The organism is Rhodanobacter sp. FW102-FHT14D06 (genome assembly GCF_043950705.1).
Lineage (GTDB): Bacteria > Pseudomonadota > Gammaproteobacteria > Xanthomonadales > Rhodanobacteraceae > Rhodanobacter.
The window spans coordinates 2,845,757-2,869,562 of record NZ_CP170722.1; the positions used below are offsets into that span (position 1 = coordinate 2,845,757).

Genomic DNA, 23,806 nt, shown 5'->3' on the forward strand with positions numbered 1-23,806 from the left:
TTCCCGATTCTCTATTCCCTGTTCCCGTTTTTACGCCAGTAGCTCAATTGGCAGAGCAGCGGTCTCCAAAACCGCAGGTTGGGGGTTCAAGTCCCTCCTGGCGTGCCACTTTTCCCGAGGATTCGGACGGGTGACGATGGCAGGGTCGACCGCAAGGCTCGGCGTGCTGCCGCCACTCGACAAGCGCACATGATTACCAAGGCAGAACAGCCCAAGGGCACCAACGCTGGCGACATCGGCAAGCTGATACTGGCGGGGCTGGTGCTGGCAGCGGGCATCTTTGCCTATTCCTGGTTCGGTCGTGACGGCAGCGTCCCCGTGTCGATGCGCCTGCTGGGCGTGCTCGCCGCGCTGGTGATCGCCGTGGCGATCGCCGCGTTCACCGGGCTGGGGCGGCGGGTCAGGAATTTCCTGGCCGAATCGCAGTTCGAGATGCGCAAGGTGGTCTGGCCCACGCGCGACGAGACGATCAAGACGACCGGCGTCATCCTGCTGGTGGTGATCGTCCTGTCGCTGCTGCTGGGGTTGATCGACCTGATCCTGAAGTCGGTCATCCTCGACTGGCTGTTGAAGCTGGGTGGTTGAGATGAGCATGAGCAAGCGCTGGTACGTGGTGCACGCCTATTCGGGCTTCGAGAACCAGGTCAAGCGTTCTCTCGAGGAGCGCATCAAGCGCGCCGGGATGGAAGAGAAGTTCGGCGAAGTGCTGGTGCCGACCGAGGAAGTGATCGAGATGCGCGGCGGGCAGAAGCGCCGCAGCGATCGCAAGTTCTTCCCCGGCTACGTGCTGGTGCAGATCGAGTGCAGCACCGAGGGCAAGGCGCCACGCATCGACGACGAGTGCTGGCACCTGATCAAGGAAACCCCCAAGGTCATGGGGTTCATCGGCGGCACCGCCGATCGCCCGTTGCCGATCAAGGACAGCGAAGCCGACGCCATTCTCAGTCGCGTGCGCGAGGGCGTCGAGAAGCCCAAGCCGAAGGTGCTGTTCGAGCCGGGCGAGATGGTGCGTGTCACCGAGGGCCCGTTCAACGATTTCAACGGCGTGGTCGAGGAAGTCAACTACGAGAAGAGCCGCCTGCGCGTGGCCGTGTTGATCTTCGGGCGTTCGACCCCGGTGGAACTGGAGTTCGGTCAGGTCGAAAAGGCCTGAGTCCAGGGAAAAGATTGCCCGGAGCGCACTCGCTCGGCATCTTCGTCTTTTCCTCCGCTGGCGGGGGAGGGTAGCGCCGGTCAGGCCGACACTCTCCGCTTCCGATTTCGGTCTTGGTGCCGCAACTGGCACGGGGCTTGCTGATGATCCGGTAAATCTCTATACTGCGCGGTTCACGCGGGGTCTTTTTGGCCCGGCGTGTCCGCGTTTCGGATCTGCACGAGGCAGGTCTTCCTTCCATCCACGGAGCGGTGAACAGCGAGGAGCCGCAAGGCGCCTGGACTCGCGAGGAAAATCCCATGGCAAAGAAAGTTGTCGGTTACATCAAGCTGCAGGTCAAGGCCGGTCAGGCCAACCCCTCGCCGCCGGTCGGTCCCGCCCTCGGTCAGCGCGGCCTGAACATCATGGAGTTCTGCAAGGCGTTCAATGCCGCCACGCAGAAGCTGGAGCCGGGTCTGCCGATCCCGACCATCATCACGGCCTATTCCGACCGCAGCTTCACCTTCATCACCAAGACCCCGCCCGCCACCATCCTTCTGAAGAAGGCCACCGGCGTCGCCAAGGGTTCGCAGAAGCCGAACACCGACAAGGTCGGCAAGGTCACCCGCAAGCAGCTGGAAGACATTGCCAAGCAGAAGGAGCCGGATCTGACGGCTGCCGATCTCGACGCCGCGGTACGCACCATTGCCGGTAGCGCCCGCAGCATGGGCCTTGTGGTGGAGGGTTAAGACATGGCAAAGCTCACGAAGCGCATGAAAGCCGCGCAGGCCGCGGTGCAGCCGGGCAAGTTCTACGGCCTGGAAGAAGCCCTGAAGATCGTCAAGGACAACGCCAAGGCGAAGTTCGCCGAGTCGGTGGACGTGGCGGTGCGCCTGGGTATCGACGCGAAGAAGTCGGACCAGGGCGTGCGTGGCTCCTCGCTGCTGCCGCATGGCACCGGCAAGACCGTCAAGGTCGCCGTGTTCTGCCCGCCGGGCGAGAAGGCCGAGGCTGCCAAGGCCGCCGGTGCCGACGCCGTCGGCATGGACGACCTGGCCGAGCGCATGCAGGGCGGTGATCTCGACTTCGGTCGCGTGATCGCCACGCCGGACGCGATGCGCGTGGTCGGCAAGCTCGGCCAGTTGCTCGGCCCGCGCGGCCTGATGCCGAACCCGAAGGACGGCTCGGTCACCGCCGACGTCGCCACCGCGGTGAAGAACGCCAAGGCCGGCCAGGTCAAGTTCCGCAACGACAAGGCGGGCATCGTCCACGCCACCATCGGCAAGGCCAGCTTCGAGGCCGCCCAGCTGGCGGACAACCTCAACGCGCTGATCGCCGATGTGATCAAGGCCAAGCCGTCGACGGCCAAGGGCGTGTTCCTGCAGAAAGTGGCGTTGTCCAGCACGATGGGCGTCGGCGTTGCCGTCGATACCTCGTCGCTGACGATCGCCGCCAAGTAATCAAGCCCCGCGTCGACCTCGAAGTCGACGCGGGCAGTTTTTGAGGGCAGTCCCGGCCCGTTCGCGAAGCCGGGATCGCTGTCAAAGACCGCAGGCGCAACCAACGCGCGACGACGACGGGCAGGGAGCTCGAACCTGGCAGGGAATCGCCGCGTCGCCAACGGGGTTGCTTAATCGGAGTCGCCACGATCCGGCCTGCGCAGATGGTGCTGCCCCTACTGGAACGGTTCGTTGTTCAGTTCTGGAAAGGCCAACACCCGGGGCACGAGGTGTCCCCGGCGCCAGGGATGGCGTCGCCCAGGACCGCAAGCGGCAGGAGCCGCGAGCGGAGTTCATTTGGAGGAGTGCAATGGCTCTCAATCTGTCTCAGAAGCAAGAAGTAGTCGCAGAGCTGGCTGAAGTTGCCGCGAAGGCTCACTCCCTGGTCGCTGCCGAGTATGCGGGCACCACGGTCGCTCAGATGACCGCGATGCGCAAGAAGGCCCGCGAATCCGGTGTGTACTTGCGAGTCGTCAAGAACACGCTGGCGTCGCGCGCCGTGGCCGGTACCGAGTTCGAGGTCGTCAAGGACGCCCTGGTCGGTCCGCTGCTGTACGCATTCTCGATGGAAGAACCCGGCGCTGCCGGGCGTCTGATCAAGGAGTTCGCCAAGGACAACGACAAGCTGCAGGCGAAGCTCGTCTCGGTCGAAGGCAAGCTGCTGCCGGCCTCGCACGTCGACGTGCTGGCCTCGCTGCCGACCCGCGAACAGGCGCTGGCCATGCTGGCCCGCGTGCTGGCCGAGCCGGCCACGATGTTCGCCCGCGTCGTCAAGGCGGTGGCCGACCAGCAGGGTGGTGGCGAAGTCGCCGCCGAAGCCCCGGCTGAAGCCGAACCGGCCTGATCGATCTGCGTCTCATCAAACCGAACCGAAATACATCCAGAGGTAAATGCAATGTCCCTGACCAACGAACAGATCGTTGAAGCCGTCGCCGCCAAGTCGCTGATGGAAGTGATGGACCTGGTGAAGGCGATCGAAGAGAAGTTTGGCGTGACCGCCGCCGCCCCGGTGATGGTCGCTGCCGGCCCGGCTGCTGCCGGTCCGGCTGCCGAAGCGCAGACCGAGTTCGACGTGATCCTGAAGAGCGCCGGTGCCAAGAAGGTCGACGTGATCAAGGCTGTCCGCGCGATCACCGGCCTGGGCCTGAAGGAAGCCAAGGACCTCACCGAGGCCGGCGGCGTCCTGAAGGAAGCCGTGTCGAAGGAAGACGCCGACAAGTTCAAGAAGGATCTGGAAGCTGCCGGCGCCACCGTCGAATTGAAGTAATCGGCGTTTGTACGCCGCTGCTTCGACTTGATGTCAAGCGAGCCTGGGAGCGAAAGCTCCCGGGCTTTGCCCGTTTGAACGGGAATGGGGAATGGAGAATGGCGAATCGTCAGTAACGGCCTTCGGGCCTTGACCGATTCCCCATTCTCGATTCCCGAATCCCTGGCCCGGATGGCGTTGGCCGTCCGGCAAAGACAAATCATCCCTTCAGCCGGTGTGTGCACCGCCGGCGTCACTGCGAACCGAGGCGCTACCGATCATGGCCTACTCGTTTACCGAGAAGAAACGCATCCGCAAGGACTTTGGCAAGCGTCCGCCCGTACTGGGCGTGCCCAACCTGCTGACCATCCAGACCGATTCCTACCGTGAGTTCCTGCAGGAGCACGTCGCGCCGAAGCAACGCGGCGAGAAGGGTTTGCATGCCGCGTTGAAGTCGGTGTTCCCGATCTCCAGCTATTCGGGCAATGCCGCACTCGAGTATGTCGACTACCGCCTCGGCGAGCCGGCGTTCGACGAGCGCGAATGCCGCAACCGCGGCATGACCTTCGGCGCACCGCTGCGCACCACCGTGCGCCTGGTCATCTACGACAAGGACAGCCCGGCCTCCAAGAAGGTGGTCAAGTACATCAAGGAGCAGGAGGTCTACATGGGCGAGATTCCGCTCATGACCGACACCGGCACCTTCATCATCAACGGCACCGAGCGCGTGATCGTCTCGCAGCTGCATCGTTCGCCGGGCGTGTTCTTCGACCACGACCGCGGCAAGACGCACAGCTCGGGCAAGCTGCTGTTCTCGGCTCGCGTGATCCCCTACCGCGGCTCATGGCTGGACTTCGAGTTCGACCCGAAGGACGCGCTGTTCACCCGCATCGACCGTCGCCGCAAGTTGCCGGTGACGGTGCTGCTGCGTGCGCTCGGCTACAACAACGAAGAGATGCTGGGCATCTTCTTCGAGCACAACGTGTTCCACCTGGGCAAGAAGGGCGGCACCACGCTGGAGCTGGTTGCCGAGCGCCTTCGCGGCGAGACGCTGAGTTTCGACCTGGCCATAGGCGGCAAGGTGCTGGTGGAAGCCGGCAAGCGCATCACCGCGCGCCATGTGCGCCAGCTGGCGGCCGAGAACATCACCGCGCTGGAAGTACCGGATGACTATCCGGTCGGCCGCATCGTGGCGAAGGACATCGTCGACAGCAAGACCGGCGAGCTGCTGGCCTCGGCGAACGACGAGATCACCGCCGAGCAGTTGGAGAACTTCCGCAAGGCCGGCATCGAGATCGTGCCGACGCTGTACGTCAACGACCTGGACCGCGGCGCCTACATCTCGCACACCCTGCGCATCGACAACACCACGACGCCGCTGGAGGCGCTGGTGGAGATCTACCGCATGATGCGTCCGGGCGAGCCGCCGACCAAGGACGCCGCGCAGAACCTGTTCTTCAACCTGTTCTTCACCTTCGACCGTTACGACCTGTCGAGCGTGGGCCGGATGAAGTTCAACCGCCGCGTGGGCCGCAAGGAAATCCTCGGCCCGGGCGTGCTGTACGACTACAAGTACTTCAGCGAGCGCAAGGAAGAGGAGTCGCAGCGACTGGTCGCCGAGCAGGGCGAGAGCTCCGACATCCTCGACGTGCTGAAGGTGCTGATCGACATCAAGAACGGCCACGGCACCGTGGACGACATCGACCACCTGGGCAACCGCCGCGTGCGTTCGGTGGGCGAAATGGCGGAGAACACCTTCCGCATCGGCCTGGTGCGCGTCGAGCGTGCGGTTCGCGAACGCCTCAGCCTGGCCGAAGCCGATGGCCTGACCCCGCAGGACCTGATCAATGCCAAGCCGGTCGCGGCGGCGGTGAAGGAGTTCTTCGGTTCCTCGCAGCTGTCGCAGTTCATGGACCAGAACAACCCGCTGTCAGAAGTCACCCACAAGCGCCGCGTCTCCGCGCTAGGGCCGGGTGGCCTGACCCGCGAACGCGCCGGCTTCGAGGTGCGCGACGTGCATCCGACCCATTACGGCCGCGTCTGCACCATCGAAACGCCGGAAGGCCCGAACATCGGCCTGATCAACTCGCTGGCCGTCTACGCGCGCACCAACGCCTACGGCTTCCTCGAGACGCCGTACCGCAAGGTGGCCGGCGGTAAGGTCACCGACACGGTCGATTACCTGTCGGCGATCGAGGAGGGCGACCACGTGATCGCGCAGGCGAACTCGCCGCTGGACAAGCATGGCGCCTTCATCGAGGACTTCGTGTCCTGCCGCTTCCGCGGTGAATCCGAGCTGCGTCCGGCGTCCGAAGTGGACTACATGGACGTCTCGCCGATGCAGACCGTGTCGGTCGCCGCGGCGCTGGTGCCGTTCCTCGAGCACGACGACGCGAACCGCGCGCTGATGGGCGCGAACATGCAGCGTCAGGCGGTACCGACCCTGCGTTCGCAGACCCCGCTGGTCGGCACCGGCGTCGAGCGCGCCGTGGCGCGCGACTCCGGCGTCATCGTCTCGGCCAAGCGCGGCGGCGTGATCGACCAGGTCGACGCGGCGCGCATCGTGGTGCGCGTGAACGAGGACGAGGTGGGCGACAACGACGCCGGCGTCGACATCTACACGCTGACCAAGTACACCCGCTCCAACCAGAACACCAACCTCAACCAGCGTCCGCTGGTCAACGTCGGTGACGTGGTGGCGAAGGGCGACACGCTGGCCGACGGCTCGTCGACCGACCTGGGCGAGCTCGCGCTCGGCCAGAACATGCTGATCGCGTTCATGCCGTGGAACGGCTACAACTTCGAAGACTCGATCCTGCTCTCCGAGCGTGTCGTGCAGGAAGACCGCTACACCTCGATCCACATCGAGGAGCTGTCCTGCATCGCGCGCGACACCAAGCTGGGCGCCGAGGAAATCACCGCCGACATCCCGAACGTGGGCGAGCAGGCGCTGGCGCGGCTGGACGAGTCGGGCATCGTCTACATCGGTGCCGAGGTGAAGGCCGGCGACATCATGGTCGGCAAGGTCACGCCGAAGGGCGAGAGCCAGCTGACCCCGGAAGAGAAGCTGCTGCGCGCGATCTTCGGCGAGAAGGCATCCGACGTGAAGGACAGCTCGCTGCGCGTGCCGCCGGGCATGGACGGCACCGTCATCGACGTGCAGGTGTTCACCCGTGACGGCATCGAGAAAGACAAGCGCGCCAAGCAGATCGAGGAAACCGAGGTCAAGCGGGTGCGCAAGGATCTGGACGACCAGTTCCGCATCCTCGAAGGCGCGATCTACAGCCGCATGCGCACCCAGCTGGTCGGCAAGACCGCACAGAGCGGTCCGGGCGGCCTCAAGCGCGGCACCGAGATCACCGACGCCTACCTCGACGGCCTGAAGAAGGACGACTGGTTCAAGATCAACGTCAAGGACGAGGACGTCACCGAGTTCCTCGAGCGTGCCGCCGACCAGATCAAGCGCCACAAGGAAGAGTTCGACAAGCGCTTCAAGGAGAAGCAGGGCAAGATCACCCAGGGCGACGACCTCGCGCCGGGCGTGCTGAAGATGGTCAAGGTGTTCCTGGCCGTGAAGCGCCGCATCCAGCCGGGCGACAAGATGGCCGGCCGCCACGGCAACAAGGGCGTGGTTTCCAACGTGGTGCCGGTCGAGGACATGCCGTACATGGCCAACGGCGAGGCGGTGGATATCTGCCTCAACCCGCTGGGCGTGCCTTCGCGCATGAACATCGGCCAGATTCTGGAAGTGCATCTGGGCTGGGCCGCCAAGGGCCTGGGCAAGAAGATCCAGAAGATGCTCGAGGCGCAGGAGAAGGTGGTCGAGATCCGCAAGTTCCTCGACCAGATCTACAACACCCACGTCGCCGGCGCGGTGCAGCACGTCGACCTGAAGTCGCTCACCGACAAGGAGATCCTGGCGCTCGCCACCAACCTGCAGGAAGGCGTGCCGATGGCGACGCCGGTGTTCGACGGCGCCGAGGAGACCGAGATCAAGGCGATGCTGAAGCTGGCGGATCTGCCCGAATCGGGCCAGACCACGCTGTACGACGGCCGCACCGGCGAGGCGTTCGATCGCCCGGTCACCGTGGGCTACATGCATTACCTGAAGCTCAACCACCTGGTTGACGACAAGATGCACGCACGCTCCACCGGCCCGTACTCGCTGGTCACCCAGCAGCCGCTGGGCGGCAAGGCGCAGTTCGGCGGCCAGCGCTTCGGCGAAATGGAAGTCTGGGCGCTGGAAGCCTACGGCGCGGCCTACACCCTGCAGGAAATGCTGACGGTGAAGTCCGATGACGTGCAGGGCCGCAACCAGATGTACAAGAACATCGTCGACGGCAACCACGAGATGTCGGCAGGCATGCCGGAGTCCTTCAATGTGCTGGTGAAGGAAATCCGCTCGCTCGCCATCAACATCGACCTGGAAGAGGTCAAGTGATCGACGGGGTTCGGGATACGGGATTACCAGACATTCGTCTGTTAAAAGCCGGGATTTGCAAAAGCAAACCCGGTCCCGGCCCCGGATCCGGCGAACCTGATCTTGTTCGAACCGCGGACCTCGACCCAAGAATTTGCTCCGACCGGAGATTCAAATGAAAGACTTGCTCAACCTCTTCAACCAGCAGCGTGCGACGCCGGATTTCGACGCGATCAAGATCGCGCTCGCATCGCCGGAGCTGATCCGCTCGTGGTCGTACGGTGAAGTGAAGAAGCCGGAGACGATCAACTACCGTACCTTCAAGCCGGAGCGTGACGGCCTGTTCTGCGCGGCCATCTTCGGTCCGGTGAAGGACTACGAGTGCCTGTGCGGCAAGTACAAGCGCATGAAGCATCGCGGCGTGGTCTGCGAGAAGTGCGGTACCGAGGTCACCCTGGCCAAGGTGCGTCGCGAGCGCATGGGCCACATCGAGCTGGCCAGCCCGACCGCCCACATCTGGTTCCTCAAGTCGCTGCCCTCGCGCATCGGCCTGATGCTGGACATGACCCTGCGCGACATCGAGCGCATCCTGTACTTCGAAGCCTTCGTGGTGATCGACCCGGGCATGACCGCGCTGGAGCGCGGCCAGCTGCTCAGCGAGGACCAGTACCTGGAGGCGACCGAGGAACACGGCGACGAGTTCGACGCGCGCATGGGTGCCGAGGCGGTGTTCCACCTGCTGAAGTCGCTCGACCTGCCGGGCGAAGTCATCCGCCTGAAGGAAGAGATCGCCTCCACCAATTCCGAGACCAAACTGAAGCGGCTGACCAAGCGCGTCAAGCTGATCGAGGCGTTCCTGGAATCCGGCAACAAGCCGGAGTGGATGGTGCTGACCGTTCTTCCCGTGCTGCCGCCGGATCTGCGTCCGCTGGTGCCGCTGGACGGCGGCCGCTTCGCGACCTCCGACCTGAACGACCTGTACCGTCGCGTCATCAACCGCAACAACCGCCTGAAGCGGCTGCTCGAGCTCAATGCGCCGGACATCATCGTGCGCAACGAGAAGCGCATGCTGCAGGAATCGGTCGATGCGCTGCTCGACAACGGCCGCCGCGGCCGTGCCATCACCGGCACCAACAAGCGCGCGCTGAAGTCGCTGGCCGACATGATCAAGGGCAAGCAGGGCCGCTTCCGCCAGAACCTGCTCGGCAAGCGCGTGGACTACTCCGGTCGTTCGGTGATCGTGGTCGGCCCGACCCTGCGCCTGCACCAGTGCGGTCTGCCGAAGAAGATGGCGCTGGAGCTGTTCAAGCCGTTCATTTTCGCCAAGCTGCAGGCGCGTGGCGAAGCCACCACCATCAAGGCGGCGAAGAAGCTGGTCGAGCGCGAAGAGGCCCAGGTGTGGGACATCCTCGAAGAGGTGATCCGCGAACATCCGGTACTGCTGAACCGTGCGCCGACCCTGCATCGCCTCGGCATCCAGGCGTTCGAGCCGAAGCTGATTGAAGGCAAGGCGATCCAGCTGCATCCGCTGGTCTGCACCGCGTTCAACGCCGACTTCGACGGCGACCAGATGGCTGTCCACGTGCCGCTGTCGATCGAGGCGCAGCTGGAAGCGCGCACCTTGATGATGTCGACCAACAACATCCTGTCGCCGGCGAACGGCGAGCCGATCATCGTGCCGACCCAGGACGTCGTGCTGGGCCTGTATTACCTGACCCGTGAGCTGATCAACGCCAAGGGCACCGGCATGGTGTTCTCCGGCATTGGCGAGGCACGTCGCGCATACGACAACCGCGCAGTCGAGTTGCACGCCAAGGTCAAGGTGCGCATGAAGCTGGTGCATATCGCCGAAGACGGTACCCGCACGCAGCAGACCAGGATCGTCGATACGACGGTCGGTCGCGCCTTGCTGGCCGAGATCATGCCCGAGGGCCTCCCGTTCGAGCTGGCCAACACCGAGCTGACGAAGAAGAACATCTCGCGTCTGATCAACTCCAGCTACCGTCTGCTGGGCCTGAAGGACACGGTCGTGTTCGCCGATCAGCTGATGTATGCCGGCTATCGCTACGCGACTCGTTCGGGCATCTCGATCGGCATCGACGACATGCTGATTCCGGCCGAGAAAAAGCCGATCCTGGAAGAGGCCGAGAAGGAAGTCGTCGAGATCCAGCAGCAGTACCAGTCCGGTCTGGTCACCGCCGGCGAGCGCTACAACAAGGTGGTCGACATCTGGTCGCGCACCAGCGAGCTGGTGGCCAAGGCGATGATCGACGGCATCGGCACCGAGAAGGTGGTCGATGCCGACGGCAAGACGGTCAACCAGAAGTCGATGAACTCGCTGTACATCATGGCCGACTCCGGCGCGCGTGGCTCGGTGGCGCAGATTCGCCAGCTGGCCGGCATGCGCGGCCTGATGGCGCGCCCGGACGGCTCGATCATCGAGACCCCGATCAAGGCCAACTTCCGCGAAGGCCTGAACGTGCTGCAGTACTTCAACTCGACCCACGGCGCCCGCAAGGGCCTGGCCGATACCGCGCTGAAGACCGCCAACTCCGGTTACCTGACCCGTCGCCTGGTCGACGTGGCGCAGGACGTGGTCATCACCATGGACGACTGCGGCACCGAGGACGGCATCACCATGCAGCCGATCGTCGAAGGCGGCGACGTGGTCGAGCCGTTGCGCGACCGCGTGCTCGGCCGCGTGGTAGTCGAGGACGTCTACGCCCCGGGCGACGACGACCAGCCGATCGTCACCCGCGACACCCTGCTCAACGAGGCACTGGTCGAGAAGCTGGACAAGGCCGGCGTGCAGATCATCAAGGTGCGTTCGCCGATCACCTGCGAAGCCGAACATGGCGTGTGCAAGCTGTGCTACGGCCGCGATCTGGCCCGTGGCCATCTGGTCAACATGGGCGAGGCCGTGGGCGTGGTGGCCGCGCAGTCGATCGGCGAGCCCGGCACCCAGCTGACCATGCGCACCTTCCACATCGGCGGTGCGGCTTCGCGTGCGGCGGCGGTGGACAACGTGACGGTGAAAACCACCGGTTCGCTGAAGTACAACAACCTGAAGTCGGTGCAGCATAAGCAGGGCCATCTGGTGGCGGTGTCGCGTTCCGGCGAACTGAGCGTGATCGACGCCAGCGGCCGCGAGCGCGAGCGCTACAAGGTGCCGTACGGCGCCACCATCGCGGTCAAGGACGGTGCGGCGGTCAAGCCGGGCCAGACCGTGGCCAACTGGGACCCGCATACCCACCCGATCGTCACCGAGGTGGCCGGCGTGGTGCGCTTCATCGACTTCCTCGACGGCGTCACCGTGCAGAGCCAGACCGATGAACTCACCGGCCTGGAGTCGGCGGTGGTCACCGATCCGAAGCGCCGCGGCGCACAGGCGAAGGACCTGCGTCCGATCGTGCGCCTGGAAGACGCCAAGGGCCGCGAGCTGAAGCTGCCGGGCACCGACATCGCCGCGCAGTACTTCCTGCCGGCCGGTGCGATCGTGTCGATCCAGAACGGCGCCGAGGTGGGCGTGGGCGACGTGATCGCGCGCATTCCGCAGGAAAGCTCGAAGACTCGCGACATCACCGGCGGTCTGCCGCGCGTGGCCGACCTGTTCGAGGCGCGCAAACCGAAGGAGCCGGCGATCCTGGCCGAGCGTTCGGGCATCGTCAGCTTCGGCAAGGACACCAAGGGCAAGCAGCGCCTGGTCATCAAGGACGTCGACGGCAACGAGCACGAGGAACTGATTCCGAAGTGGCGTCAGGTCATCGTGTTCGAGGGCGAGCATGTGGAGAAGGGCGAAACCGTCGTCGACGGCGAGCCGAGTCCGCATGACATCCTGCGCCTGCTGGGCGTGGAGCCGCTGGCCGGTTACCTGGTCAAGGAGATCCAGGACGTGTATCGCCTGCAGGGCGTGAAGATCAACGACAAGCACATCGAGGCGATCATTCGCCAGATGCTGCGCAAGATCGAGATCGTCGAGCCGGGCGACAGCCATTACCTGCGCGGAGAGCAGATCGAGCGCGTGCGGATCAACGCCGAGAACGAGCGGGCCGTGGCCAAGGGCGAGCGACCGGCCGAATACCAGTCGATCCTGCTTGGCATCACCAAGGCTTCGCTGGCGACCGAGTCGTTCATTTCGGCCGCCTCGTTCCAGGAAACCACCCGCGTGTTGACCGAAGCTGCGGTGCGCGGCACCCGTGATACCTTGCGGGGCCTGAAGGAAAATGTTATTGTCGGCCGTCTCATTCCGGCAGGCACGGGCTTGGCGTACCACGCATTGCGTCGTCGCCAGGGCGGTTTGACCGCCACGGAGCTCGAGACGCTTTCCGGAACCACGCCTGCGACCCCGGTCGCAGAGGTGACCGGTGCAGATGGTGGTGCCGAGTAAGCCCGTTCGAGGCTTCACTCGCTGACATACGAAATGAGGCGCAGGGACGCGCCTCGTGTTCGGGTCAAGGACGGCAGGGCGTCAGCTTGCCCATGGCAGGCGGCTCATGTTAAATTCCCGCTTCTTGGCAGACCGAGCTTGATCGGGCTGCCTTTATGTTTTCAGGAACAGCTACGCATGACGACAGTCAACCAGTTGGTGCGCAAGAACCGCAGTCCCAAGACCTACAAGAGCGGTTCGCCGGCCTTGCAGAGCAGCCCGCAGCGCCGCGGCGTCTGCACGCGCGTTTACACCACCACACCGAAAAAGCCGAACTCGGCCCTGCGCAAGGTCGCCAAGGTGCGCCTGACCAACGGTTTCGAGGTCATCAGCTACATCGGCGGTGAAGGGCACAACCTGCAGGAGCACTCCGTGGTGCTGATCCGCGGCGGCCGTGTCAAGGACCTGCCGGGTGTGCGCTACCACACGGTGCGCGGCAGCCTCGATTGCGCCGGCGTGACCAAGCGCCGCCAGTCGCGTTCCAAGTACGGCGCCAAGCGCCCGAAGAAGTAACGCCCGGGCCTGCCAGGCAGGCGGGCAGGGTCGACCGCCCGGGTTGCCGGGTCGGGCACCTGCAAGAGTGAGACATCTGGAAAGTGCGGCCATGGACGGGCGCTTTGGCTTCGCAGGCGGGATGCCTGCAAAAACATCGATGCGGCCATAACGGCTGCTTTTCGTGCGGGCAGGGTTGCCTGCGAAAACAACGGACAACAAACATGTCGCGCAAAGGTTCACATCCCGCCCGTCTGGTTCTGCCGGATCCCAAGCATGGCAGCCAGCTGATTGCCCGCTTCATCAACATGGTGATGAAGAGCGGCAAGAAGTCCGTGGCTGAGAGCATCGTTTACGGTGCGCTGCAGCACATCGGCGAAAAGAATGCCGAGCCGGTGGCCCTGGTCGAGAAGGCACTGAACAACATCGCCCCGGCGGTCGAGGTGAAGTCCCGCCGCGTGGGTGGTGCCACCTACCAGGTGCCGGTCGAGGTGCGTCCGGGCCGTCGCATGGCGCTGGCGATGCGCTGGGTCATCGATGCTGCCCGCAAGCGTGGCGAAACCTCGATGCCGCGCAAGCTGGCTGCCGAGCTGCTGGAGGCCTCCGAAAGCCGCGGCGGCGCCGCCAAGAAGCGTGAAGAGACGCACCGCATGGCCGAGGCCAACAAGGCCTTCTCGCACTATCGCTGGTAATTGAAGTTGCGCTTGCCGCCAAACAGTGGCGGCGAGCGACAAAAGCCGCCGTCCATGGCGGACCAGGGATACCGGGCCGCTTCAATGGCGGCCAAAAGCAAGCCGCCTTCAAGGGCGGATTTCTCACAAGCTCTCGGCCCGGACGGCCGCGTCCAGACATGGGGCAGGGCTGCCCGGCAAAGGTAATCATCCATGGCACGCAACACTCCCCTCGACCGCTACCGCAACTTCGGCATCATGGCCCACATCGATGCCGGCAAGACCACGACCACGGAGCGCATCCTGTTCTACACCGGCGTCAGCCACAAGATCGGCGAGGTGCATGACGGCGCGGCCACCATGGACTGGATGGAGCAGGAGCAGGAGCGCGGCATCACCATCACCTCCGCGGCTACCACGGCCTTCTGGAAGGGCATGGATGGTTCGATGGAGCAGCATCGCTTCAACATCATCGACACCCCCGGACACGTCGACTTCACCATCGAGGTGGAGCGCTCGCTGCGCGTGCTCGACGGCGCCGTATTCGTGCTGTGCGCGGTCGGTGGCGTGCAGCCGCAGTCCGAGACCGTGTGGCGCCAGGCCAACAAGTACAAGGTGCCGCGCCTTGCGTTCGTCAACAAGATGGATCGCACCGGCGCCAATTTCGAGAAGGTCGTCGGCCAGCTGAAGTCGCGCCTCGGTGCCCACCCGGTGCCGATGCAGGTGCCGATCGGTGCCGAGGACAACTTCACCGGCGTGATCGACCTGTTGCGCATGAAGGCGATCAGCTGGGACATGGAAACCCAGGGCATGAAGTTCGAGCTGAACGACATCCCCGCCGAGCTGGCCGACAAGGCGGCCGAGGCGCATTCCTTCATGGTGGAATCCGCTGCGGAAGCCACCGAAGAGCTGATGAACAAGTACCTCGAAGGCGGCGACCTCTCCACCGAGGAGATCATTGCCGGCCTGCGTCAGCGCACGCTCGCCAACGAGATCATTCCCGTGTTCTGCGGTACCGCGTTCAAGAACAAGGGTGTGCAGGCGATGCTCGACGCCGTGGTGCAGCTGTTGCCGTCGCCGGCCGACCGCCCGCCGGTGGCCGGTATCGACGAGAACGAGCAGGCGGCCACGCGCAAGGCCGATGACGCCGCGCCGTTCTCCGCGCTGGCGTTCAAGATCATGACCGACCCGTTCGTGGGCTCGCTGACGTTCTTCCGTGTCTACTCGGGCACGCTGAACTCGGGCGACGCCGTGTACAACCCGGTCAAGAGCAAGAAGGAGCGCATCGGCCGCATCCTGCAGATGCACGCGAACGAGCGTCACGAGCTGAAGGAAGTGCGTGCCGGCGACATCGCCGCCGCGGTCGGCCTCAAGGACGTGACCACCGGCGACACGCTGTGCGCGCAGGATCACGTGATCACCCTGGAGCGGATGACGTTCCCGGAGCCGGTGATTTCGATGGCGGTCGAGCCGAAGACCAAGTCGGACCAGGAAAAGATGGGCATCGCGCTGGGTCGCCTGGCTGCCGAAGATCCGTCGTTCCGCGTCCGTACCGACGAGGAATCCGGTCAGACCATCATCTCCGGCATGGGCGAGCTGCACCTGGACATCCTGGTCGATCGCATGCGCCGCGAGTTCAACGTCGAGGCCAACGTCGGCAAGCCGCAGGTGGCTTACCGCGAGACGATCCGCGCTTCGGACGTCAAGTCGGACTACAAGCACGCCAAGCAGTCGGGCGGCAAGGGTCAGTACGGCCACGTCGTGATCGAGCTGTCGCCGATGACGGAAGAGGAGCGCAAGAGCCCGGACGTCAAGGACGATTTCCTGTTCGTCAACGAGATCACCGGCGGCGTAATCCCGAAGGAGTTCATCCCCTCGGTCGAGAAGGGCCTGCGCGAGACCATCACCAGCGGTCCGCTTGCCGGGTTCCCGGTGGTGGGCGTCAAGGTGAAGCTGGTGTTCGGTTCGTACCACGACGTCGACTCGTCGGAAATGGCGTTCAAGCTGGCCGCCTCGATGGCGTTCAAGCAGGGCTTCAACAAGGCCAATCCGGTGCTGCTCGAGCCGATCATGAAGGTCGAGGTGGTGACTCCGGAGGAATATGTCGGTGACGTGATGGGCGACATGAGCCGCCGTCGCGGCCTGCTTCAGGGCCAGGACGACACGCCGTCGGGCAAGACCATCGACGCGATGGTTCCGCTGGGCGAGATGTTCGGCTATGCGACCACCATCCGCTCGCTGACCCAGGGTCGTGCAACCTTCACGATGGAGTTCGACCACTACGCCGAGGCACCGAACAACATCGCCGAGCAGGTGATCAAGAAGGCCTGATTGGCGCGATCGTCCTGATCGCAAGAGCAAGATCAAACAGCGGCCATCCATGGCCGTACTCTTCAAGAAAAGCAGTGCGACCTTCGACGGGTCGCGTAGGTTGAAAGCGACGCGGCGGACGCCGCACTGACGAACGTTCCAGCTAGAGGTCTCAAGTCATGGCAAAGGGTAAATTCGAACGCACCAAGCCGCACGTCAACGTCGGCACGATTGGTCACGTGGATCACGGCAAGACGACGCTGACGGCGGCGCTGACGAAGGTCGGTGCCGAGCGTTTCGGTGGAGAATTCAAGGACTACAGCGCGATCGACGCGGCGCCGGAAGAGAAGGCGCGCGGCATCACGATCTCGACCGCGCACGTGGAATACGAGTCGCCGACCCGTCACTACGCGCACGTCGACTGCCCCGGCCATGCGGACTACGTGAAGAACATGATCACCGGTGCGGCGCAGATGGACGGCGCGATCCTGGTGTGCTCGGCCGCGGACGGCCCGATGCCGCAGACGCGCGAGCACATCCTGCTGTCGCGCCAGGTCGGCGTGCCGTACATCGTGGTGTTCCTGAACAAGGCGGACATGGTCGATGACGCCGAGCTGCTCGAACTGGTCGAGATGGAAGTGCGCGAGCTGCTGAGCAAGTACGACTTCCCGGGCGACGACACCCCGATCATCCACGGTTCGGCGCTGAAGGCGCTGGAAGGCGACCAGAGCGAAATCGGCGTGCCGGCGATCATCAAGCTGGTGGACGCGCTGGACAGCTACATCCCCGAGCCGGTGCGCACGATCGACAAGCCGTTCCTGATGCCGGTGGAAGACGTGTTCTCGATCTCCGGCCGCGGCACCGTGGTGACCGGTCGTATCGAGCGCGGCGTGATCAAGGTGGGCGACGAAATCGAAGTGGTCGGCATCCGCGACACGCAGAAGACCACAGTCACCGGCGTGGAGATGTTCCGCAAGCTGCTGGACCAGGGGCAGGCGGGCGACAATGCCGGCCTGCTGCTGCGCGGCCTGAAGCGCGACGACGTGGAGCGTGGCCAGGTGCTGGCCAAGCCGGGCACGATCACCCCGCACACGGACTTCGAGGCCGAAGTGTATGTGCTGTCGAAGGACGAGGGTGGCCGTCACACGCCGTTCTTCAAGGGCTACCGCCCGCAGTTCTACTTCCGCACGACCGACGTGACCGGTGCCGTGACCCTGCCGGAAGGCGTGGAAATGGTGATGCCGGGCGACAACGTGAAGATGGTGGTGAGCCTGATCCACCCGATCGCGATGGACGAAGGCCTGCGTTTCGCCATCCGCGAAGGCGGTCGCACCGTCGGCGCCGGCGTGGTGGCCAAGGTCATCAAGTAACGGTTCTTGCGGGAATTCCGGCATGGATGCCGGTTTGATCTTTGCCATCAGGGAGGATGGCTGAAGTAAAGGTCACGGGGTCGCGGGGCGAATGGACCCACGCGCTGCCGGGCAACTCCCGTCGTTGAACCGGCCGCGGCTGCGCCGCGCCGATTCACCCCGGGGCGAGTCGAGGGTGAAGTTGTTTCGCACCTCTTCACTAATCCCGGATTTACCGGTATACTTCGCAGCTCACTTGTCGGACAGACGTGTTTCTGGACGACCAACCGCGAAATGAGGCACAGGACGTGCTTCGAGTTCGCTGGCCGTGGATCGGCCTTCGCAAGTCGACGTGATCGCGGGGCTAGCCCTGTTGACACGTCGTTTTGCGCGAGATTCGGATTGTGCCAGGCGAGCGGATCGATGCTCGCCTGGTGTTTTTCAAAGGGGCCGGCAGATCTCGATGGCCCCGGACAAGTGGCAAAAGGGCAGTGCGGAGTGGTGAGAAGCCGCTCCGGCATCACAGAACGTTCTTTCGACAACAGGACACGGTTATGGCGAACCAGAAGATTCGCATTCGGCTGAAGGCATACGATCATCGACTGATCGACCGCTCCGCCAGCGAGATCGTCGAGACGGCTAAGCGCACGGGTGCCACGGTACTCGGCCCGATTCCCCTCCCGACCAAGATCGAGCGTTACACCATTCTGACGTCGCCGCACGTCGACAAGGATGCACGCGACCAGTACGAGACCCGTACGCACAAGCGTGTACTCGACATCGTCGACCCGAACGACAAGACCGTGGACGCGCTCATGAAGCTTGATCTCGCCGCTGGCGTCGATGTTCAGATCAAGCTCGGTTGAGCGACAGACAGGATACGAAGATGAGTATCGGATTGGTTGGCCGCAAATGCGGCATGAGCCGACTCTTCACTGAAGACGGCCGCTCGATTCCGGTGACGCTGATTGAAGCGACGCCGAACCGCGTGACCCAGGTGAAGACGGACGACAACGATGGCTACAGCGCCGTCCAGGTTTCCGCAGGCAGCAAGCGTGCGAACCTGCTGACGCAGCCGCTGAAGGGCCACTACGCGAAGGCGAAGGTCGAGCCGGGTCGCGGTCTGTGGGAGTTCCGCGTTGCTGCCGAGGATCTCGGCAAGTACGCGGTGGGCTCGGAGATCAAGGCGGACGACGTGTTCTCCGTCGGCCAGATCGTGGATGTCGCCGGCGTGTCGAAGGGCAAGGGCTTCCAGGGCACGATCAAGCGCTGGAACTTCAAGATGGGCGACGCTACCCATGGCAACTCGCTGTCGCATCGCGCACCGGGCTCGATCGGTCAGCGTCAGACCCCGGGTCGCGTGTTCCCCGGCAAGAAGATGGCCGGCCAGATGGGCAACGTGAATCGTACCCAGCAGGGCCTGGAAGTGGTCAAGGTCGACGCCGAGCGTCATCTGATCGCGGTCAAGGGTGCGGTACCGGGTGCCACCGGTAGCGACGTCGTCATCCGCCCGACGACCAAGAGCTGAGGAGAGACACCATGGAACTCAATGTCATGGGTGCCAAGCCGCTCAGCGTGTCGGACGAAGTGTTCGGCGGCGAGTACAAGAAGGCCCTGGTGCACCAGGTCGTGGTTGCCTATCAGGCCGCTGGCCGCGCCGGTACCAAGGCGCAGCTGTCCCGCGGCGAAATGTCCGGCACCACCAAGAAGTTCAAGAAGCAGAAGGGCGGCGGCGCCCGCCACGGTGACTACCGTGCCCCGATCTTCGTCGGTGGTGGTGTCACGTTCGCCGCCAAGCCGCGCAGCTACGAGCAGAAGGTCAACCGCAAGGCTTATCGCGTCGCGATCCGCTCGATCTTTTCCGAGCTGGTTCGCCAGGGTCGCCTGAAGGTGGTCGAGAGCTTCGGCATCGAGACACCGAAGACCTCCGCGATGGTCGCCAAGCTGGCCGAGCTGGACGTGTCCGGTCGCGTGTTGCTGGTGTCCGAGGATGCCTCCGAATCCGTGTTCCTGGCTGCGCGCAACATCCCCTACATCCATGTGCTGGATGTGATGGGCCTGAACCCCGTCAGCCTCGTCGGCTCCGACCACGTGGTGGTCACGGTCGATGCGGTGAAGAAGATCGAGGAGTGGCTGGCATGAGCAACGAACGCATTCTCGATACGCTGCGTGCGCCGCATATCTCCGAGAAGTCGGCGCGTCTTGCCGAGCACAACCAGTATGTGTTCCTGGTCGCCCCCGCGGCGACCAAGGCCGATGTCCGCGCTGCGGTGGAAAAGCTGTTCGACGTCAAGGTCGAGCAGGTGAACCTCGTCAACGTCAAGGGCAAGGTCAAGTCCTTCCGTTTCCGCGCTGGCAATCGCCAGGGCAAGCGCAAGGCCTACGTGCGTCTTGCCGATGGCCAGGCCATCGACGTGTCCGCCAAGGCCTGAGCCAGGAGTTCTGTGAAATGGCACTAATCAACCACAAGCCGACCTCGCCGGGTCGCCGCGACGCAGTCAGCGTCCGCACGGAAGGCCTGTACAAGGGCGCGCCCTACGCTCCGTTGACCGAGGCGCAATCCCGTACCGGCGGCCGCAACCATCATGGCCGGATCACCACGCGTCATCGTGGCGGCGGTCACAAGCAGCATTACCGCATCATCGACTTCAAGCGTGACAAGGAAGGCATCGCCGCCCGCGTCGAGCGCATCGAATACGATCCCAACCGCACCGCGCACATCGCGCTGCTGTGCTACGCCGATGGCGAGCGTCGCTACATCATCGCGCCCAAGGGCGTGCAGGTGGACGATCGCCTGGTGTCGGGTCGCGAGGCGCCGATCAAGGCCGGCAACTGCCTGCAGCTGCGCAACATCCCGATGGGCAGCACGATCCACTGCGTGGAGCTGCGTCCCGGCAAGGGCGCGCAGATCGCCCGCAGCGCCGGCGCCTCGGTGCAGCTGGTTGCCCGCGAGTCCGGTTACGCCACGTTGCGCCTTCGCTCCGGCGAGATGCGTCGCGTCTCGGTCGATTGCCGCGCCACCATCGGCGAAGTCGGCAACGGCGAGCACAGCCTGAAGAAGCTGGGCAAGGCCGGCGCCAAGCGCTGGGTAGGCATTCGCCCGACCGTCCGCGGCGTGGTGATGAACCCGGTCGACCACCCGCACGGTGGCGGCGAAGGCAAGACCTCCGGCGGTCGTCATCCGGTCAGCCCGTGGGGCACGCCGGCCAAGGGCTACAAGACCCGCAACAACAAGCGCACGCAGCACTTCATCGTGCGTCGTCGTACCAAGTAACAGGAAGCCGACATGCCTCGCTCTTTGAAGAAAGGTCCCTTCGTCGACCTTCACCTCGCGAAGAAGGTGGAAGCTGCGGTTTCCGCCAACAACAAGCGCCCGATCAAGACCTGGTCGCGCCGCTCGATGATCCTGCCGGAAATGGTCGGCTTGACCATCGCCATCCACAACGGCCGTCAGCACGTGCCCGTCCTGATCAACGAGAACATGGTCGGGCACAAGCTCGGCGAGTTCGCGGTGACCCGCACGTTCAAAGGCCATGTCGGCGACAAGAAGGGCAAGTGATGAGCACTGAAGCCAAAGCGATCCTGCGCGGCGCCCGCATTTCGGCGCAAAAGGCACGCCTGGTGGCCGACCTCGTCCGCGGACTTCCCGTGGGCCGGGCCAGCGACGTGCTCACCTATACCAACAAGAAGGCTGCGCACCTGGTTCGCAAGGTGCTGCTGTCGGCCGTCGCCAACGCCGAGAACAATCTCGGTGCCGACGTCGACGAGCTGAAGGTGTCCAGCATCTTCGTCGACGAAGGTCCGGCGATGAAGCGCATGTACGCCCGCGCCAAGGGCCGCGGTTCGCGCATCCTGAAACGTACCAGCCACATCACTGTGGTTGTCGGCAACTGACTGAGGATATAGACGATGGGTCATAAAGTTCATCCCACCGGTATCCGCCTCGGCATTGCCAAGGACTGGAACGCGAAGTGGTTCGCCAACAAGGGCGATTACGCCAAGTATCTCGTGGCCGACATCAAGGTCCGCGACATGCTGAAGAAGAAGCTGGCCGCCGCCGGCATCTCGAAGATCCAGATCGAGCGCCCGGCCAAGACCGCGCGCGTGACGATCCACACTGCCCGCCCGGGCGTGGTGATCGGCAAGAAGGGCGAGGACATCGAGAAGCTGCGCAAGGAAGTCAGCGACATGATGGGCGTCCCGACGCACATCAACGTCAACGAGGTGCGCAAGCCCGAGCTGGACGCGCAGCTGGTGGCAGAGTCCATCGCGCAGCAGCTGGAGCGCCGCATCATGTTCCGCCGCGCGATGAAGCGCTCGGTCGGCAACGCGATGCGCCTGGGCGCCCTGGGCATCAAGATCAACGTCTCCGGCCGCCTGAACGGCGCCGAGATCGCCCGCTCCGAGTGGAGTCGCGAGGGCCGCGTGCCGTTGCATACGCTGCGCGCCGACATCGACTACGGTTTCGCCGAGGCGAGCACCACCTACGGCATCATCGGCATCAAGGTCTGGGTGTACAAGGGCGAGATCTTCGATCTGGCCGCTGCCAGCCAGGAGTCGAAGGACGAACCGTCGCCGTCGCGCCGTGAAGGTGGCGAAGGCCGTCGTAATGATTCGCGTCGCGAGGCCGGTGAAGGCCGTCGCGAGCGGTCTGCGAAGTAAGGGAGAGTTGCCATGTTGCAACCCAAGCGAACCAAGTACCGCAAGCAGTTCAAAGGCCGCAACGACGGTCTGGCCCAGTGCTCCAACCTCGTCAGCTTCGGCGAGTACGGCCTGAAGGCGACCACGCATGGTGCGCTCACCGCGCGCCAGATCGAGGCGGCTCGTCGTTGCATCACCCGCTTTGTCAAGCGTGGCGGCAAGCTGTGGATCCGCGTGTTCCCGGACAAGCCGATCACCAAGAAGCCGATCGAAGTGCGCATGGGCGCGGGCAAGGGCGGCGTCGAGTTCTGGGTCGCCCCGATCCAGCCCGGCCGCATGCTGTATGAAATCGAGGGCGTCGACGAGACGACGGCACGCGAGGCGTTCCGCCTGGCCGCCGCCAAGCTCTCGGTGCAGACCCAGTTTGTGACACGGGCGGTGATGTGATGGCCAGCAAAGATATCAACAACCAGTCGGCCGACGAGCTGAACCAGCATCTGCTGGACCTGCGCAAGGAGCAGTTCAACCTGCGCATGCAGAAGGGTTCCGGCCAGCTCACCCAGCCGCACCAGCTTCGCCGCGTTCGGCGTGACATCGCCCGCACGAAATTCGTGCTCGGCAGCAAGAAGTAAGGGACGGCCGAGATGAGCGAGAACCAGAAGAAGGCACGCACCCTCGAGGGTCGCGTCACCAGCAACAAGATGGACAAGACGGTCACCGTCCTGGTCGAGCGCCAGGAGCAGCATTGGCTGCTGGGCAAGACCATTCGTCGGTCGACCAAGCTGCATGCGCAGGACGACCTGGGCGCGAACGAGGGTGACCTCGTGCGTATCGCCGAGTGCCGTCCGTTGTCCAAGACCAAACATCACCGCGTGGTTGAAATCATCACGCGCGCCAACGTCTAAAGGGAGGGTGCAGCCATGATCCAGATGCAAAGCACGCTTTCCGCAGCGGACAACAGCGGCGCCAAGGAAGTGATGTGCATCAAGGTGCTCGGCGGCTCCAAGCGCCGTTACGCCTCGATCGGTGACGTGATCAAGGTCACCGTGAAGGATGCCATTCCCCGCGGCAAGGTGAAGAAGGGCGAGGTGTACAACGCCGTGGTGGTGCGTACTGCCAAGGGCGTGCGCCGTCCCGACGGCTCGCTGATCCGTTTCGACGGCAATGCGGCTGTCCTCCTCAACAACAAGCTCGAGCCGATCGGTACCCGTATCTTCGGGCCGGTTACCCGCGAGCTGCGCAACGAGAAGTTCATGAAGATCGTCTCGCTCGCGCCCGAAGTGCTCTGAAGCGGAGTCAAGACAATGAACCGTATCCGCAAGGGTGATCAGGTCCTGGTGATCACCGGCAAGAACAAGGGTCAGCGCGGCGACGTGCTGCGTGTTGCAGGCGATCGCGTATTCGTCTCCAACGTGAATCTGGTCAAGCGTCACACCAAGCCGAACCCGCAGGCCAACCAGGCTGGCGGTATCGTCGAGCGTGAAGCCTCGATCCATCTCTCCAATGTGCAGCTGTTCAACCCCGCCACGAACAAGGGTGAACGCGTCGGTTCCAAAACGCTCGCTGATGGGCGCAAGGTCCGCGTGTTCCGTTCGAATGGCGAGGTCGTGGACGCGTAAG

The 23,806-nt window shown here is 64.1% G+C and carries 25 protein-coding genes and 1 tRNA gene; all 26 read left to right on the top strand.

The annotated features are described in order from the left end of the window. Positions 1-32 precede the first annotated feature (32 nt). The 26 genes from ACFCQI_RS12785 to rplX all read left to right on the top strand — a co-directional run bounded on the left by ACFCQI_RS12785 (position 33) and on the right by rplX (position 23,805). Positions 33-108 (top strand) — tRNA-Trp (locus tag ACFCQI_RS12785). An 81-nt stretch (positions 109-189) separates the two neighbouring features. Beyond that, a complete protein-coding gene (secE, locus tag ACFCQI_RS12790; RefSeq protein ID WP_395117252.1) occupies positions 190-585 on the top strand; it encodes a preprotein translocase subunit SecE in 396 nt (131 codons plus the stop codon). 7 nt (positions 586-592) lie between these two features. Then, complete coding sequence (gene nusG, locus ACFCQI_RS12795; RefSeq protein WP_136258106.1) at positions 593-1,153, top strand: transcription termination/antitermination protein NusG; 561 nt, start codon at positions 593-595, stop codon at positions 1,151-1,153. Between the two features lie 299 nt (positions 1,154-1,452). Then, positions 1,453-1,881, top strand: a complete 429-nt coding sequence (gene rplK / locus ACFCQI_RS12800) for a 50S ribosomal protein L11 (protein WP_027491701.1) — start codon at positions 1,453-1,455, stop codon at positions 1,879-1,881. A 3-nt stretch (positions 1,882-1,884) separates the two neighbouring features. Then, positions 1,885-2,592 (top strand): 50S ribosomal protein L1, encoded by a 708-nt coding sequence (rplA, locus tag ACFCQI_RS12805; protein ID WP_395117254.1) that lies wholly within the window; start codon positions 1,885-1,887, stop codon positions 2,590-2,592. A gap of 349 nt (positions 2,593-2,941) precedes the next feature. Further along, positions 2,942-3,475 (top strand): 50S ribosomal protein L10, encoded by a 534-nt coding sequence (gene rplJ / locus ACFCQI_RS12810; RefSeq protein ID WP_395117256.1) that lies wholly within the window; start codon positions 2,942-2,944, stop codon positions 3,473-3,475. 51 nt (positions 3,476-3,526) lie between these two features. Further along, complete coding sequence (rplL, locus tag ACFCQI_RS12815; protein ID WP_136258109.1) at positions 3,527-3,898, top strand: 50S ribosomal protein L7/L12; 372 nt, start codon at positions 3,527-3,529, stop codon at positions 3,896-3,898. Positions 3,899-4,154: 256 nt separating this feature from the next. Next, positions 4,155-8,318: a DNA-directed RNA polymerase subunit beta gene (rpoB, locus tag ACFCQI_RS12820; protein WP_395121355.1), complete on the top strand. Its 4,164-nt coding sequence runs from the start codon at positions 4,155-4,157 to the stop codon at positions 8,316-8,318. Between the two features lie 154 nt (positions 8,319-8,472). Next, positions 8,473-12,684, top strand: a complete 4,212-nt coding sequence (rpoC, locus tag ACFCQI_RS12825; RefSeq protein WP_395117258.1) for a DNA-directed RNA polymerase subunit beta' — start codon at positions 8,473-8,475, stop codon at positions 12,682-12,684. Between the two features lie 177 nt (positions 12,685-12,861). Next, positions 12,862-13,236, top strand: a complete 375-nt coding sequence (rpsL, locus tag ACFCQI_RS12830) for a 30S ribosomal protein S12 (RefSeq protein WP_007083021.1) — start codon at positions 12,862-12,864, stop codon at positions 13,234-13,236. Positions 13,237-13,439: 203 nt separating this feature from the next. Next, positions 13,440-13,907: a 30S ribosomal protein S7 gene (gene rpsG / locus ACFCQI_RS12835; RefSeq protein WP_007514548.1), complete on the top strand. Its 468-nt coding sequence runs from the start codon at positions 13,440-13,442 to the stop codon at positions 13,905-13,907. A gap of 192 nt (positions 13,908-14,099) precedes the next feature. Continuing rightward, a complete protein-coding gene (gene fusA / locus ACFCQI_RS12840; RefSeq protein ID WP_395117261.1) occupies positions 14,100-16,217 on the top strand; it encodes an elongation factor G in 2,118 nt (705 codons plus the stop codon). Between the two features lie 158 nt (positions 16,218-16,375). Then, positions 16,376-17,566 (top strand): elongation factor Tu, encoded by a 1,191-nt coding sequence (gene tuf, locus ACFCQI_RS12845; protein ID WP_395117250.1) that lies wholly within the window; start codon positions 16,376-16,378, stop codon positions 17,564-17,566. Positions 17,567-18,099: 533 nt separating this feature from the next. Next, complete coding sequence (gene rpsJ, locus ACFCQI_RS12850) at positions 18,100-18,411, top strand: 30S ribosomal protein S10 (protein WP_007082173.1); 312 nt, start codon at positions 18,100-18,102, stop codon at positions 18,409-18,411. 20 nt (positions 18,412-18,431) lie between these two features. After that, positions 18,432-19,073, top strand: a complete 642-nt coding sequence (gene rplC, locus ACFCQI_RS12855) for a 50S ribosomal protein L3 (RefSeq protein WP_395117262.1) — start codon at positions 18,432-18,434, stop codon at positions 19,071-19,073. Between the two features lie 11 nt (positions 19,074-19,084). After that, positions 19,085-19,687 (top strand): 50S ribosomal protein L4, encoded by a 603-nt coding sequence (gene rplD / locus ACFCQI_RS12860; protein ID WP_395117264.1) that lies wholly within the window; start codon positions 19,085-19,087, stop codon positions 19,685-19,687. Continuing rightward, positions 19,684-19,977, top strand: coding sequence for a 50S ribosomal protein L23 (rplW, locus tag ACFCQI_RS12865; protein ID WP_395117266.1), 294 nt, complete (start codon positions 19,684-19,686; stop codon positions 19,975-19,977). Before rplD ends, rplW begins: the two co-directional genes overlap by 4 nt. A 17-nt stretch (positions 19,978-19,994) precedes the next feature. Further along, a complete protein-coding gene (gene rplB / locus ACFCQI_RS12870; protein WP_395117268.1) occupies positions 19,995-20,819 on the top strand; it encodes a 50S ribosomal protein L2 in 825 nt (274 codons plus the stop codon). A gap of 12 nt (positions 20,820-20,831) precedes the next feature. Next, positions 20,832-21,104 (top strand): 30S ribosomal protein S19, encoded by a 273-nt coding sequence (gene rpsS / locus ACFCQI_RS12875; RefSeq protein WP_108473256.1) that lies wholly within the window; start codon positions 20,832-20,834, stop codon positions 21,102-21,104. Beyond that, positions 21,104-21,439, top strand: coding sequence for a 50S ribosomal protein L22 (gene rplV / locus ACFCQI_RS12880; protein WP_007082179.1), 336 nt, complete (start codon positions 21,104-21,106; stop codon positions 21,437-21,439). The genes rpsS and rplV overlap by 1 nt, the downstream gene beginning before the upstream one ends. 15 nt (positions 21,440-21,454) lie before the next feature. Further along, positions 21,455-22,207, top strand: a complete 753-nt coding sequence (rpsC, locus tag ACFCQI_RS12885) for a 30S ribosomal protein S3 (protein ID WP_136259089.1) — start codon at positions 21,455-21,457, stop codon at positions 22,205-22,207. 12 nt (positions 22,208-22,219) lie between these two features. Further along, positions 22,220-22,633: a 50S ribosomal protein L16 gene (rplP, locus tag ACFCQI_RS12890; protein WP_136259088.1), complete on the top strand. Its 414-nt coding sequence runs from the start codon at positions 22,220-22,222 to the stop codon at positions 22,631-22,633. Then, positions 22,633-22,818: a 50S ribosomal protein L29 gene (rpmC, locus tag ACFCQI_RS12895; protein WP_136259087.1), complete on the top strand. Its 186-nt coding sequence runs from the start codon at positions 22,633-22,635 to the stop codon at positions 22,816-22,818. Before rplP ends, rpmC begins: the two co-directional genes overlap by 1 nt. A gap of 12 nt (positions 22,819-22,830) precedes the next feature. Further along, the gene (gene rpsQ / locus ACFCQI_RS12900; protein ID WP_136259086.1) at positions 22,831-23,091 is read left to right on the top strand and encodes a 30S ribosomal protein S17; all 261 of its coding nucleotides are present in this window, start codon (positions 22,831-22,833) and stop codon (positions 23,089-23,091) included. Between the two features lie 15 nt (positions 23,092-23,106). Then, on the top strand, positions 23,107-23,475 hold the full coding sequence (rplN, locus tag ACFCQI_RS12905) for a 50S ribosomal protein L14 (RefSeq protein ID WP_395117270.1): 369 nt from the start codon (positions 23,107-23,109) through the stop codon (positions 23,473-23,475). Between the two features lie 15 nt (positions 23,476-23,490). Beyond that, a complete protein-coding gene (gene rplX / locus ACFCQI_RS12910; protein ID WP_136259084.1) occupies positions 23,491-23,805 on the top strand; it encodes a 50S ribosomal protein L24 in 315 nt (104 codons plus the stop codon). Position 23,806 lies beyond the last annotated feature (1 nt).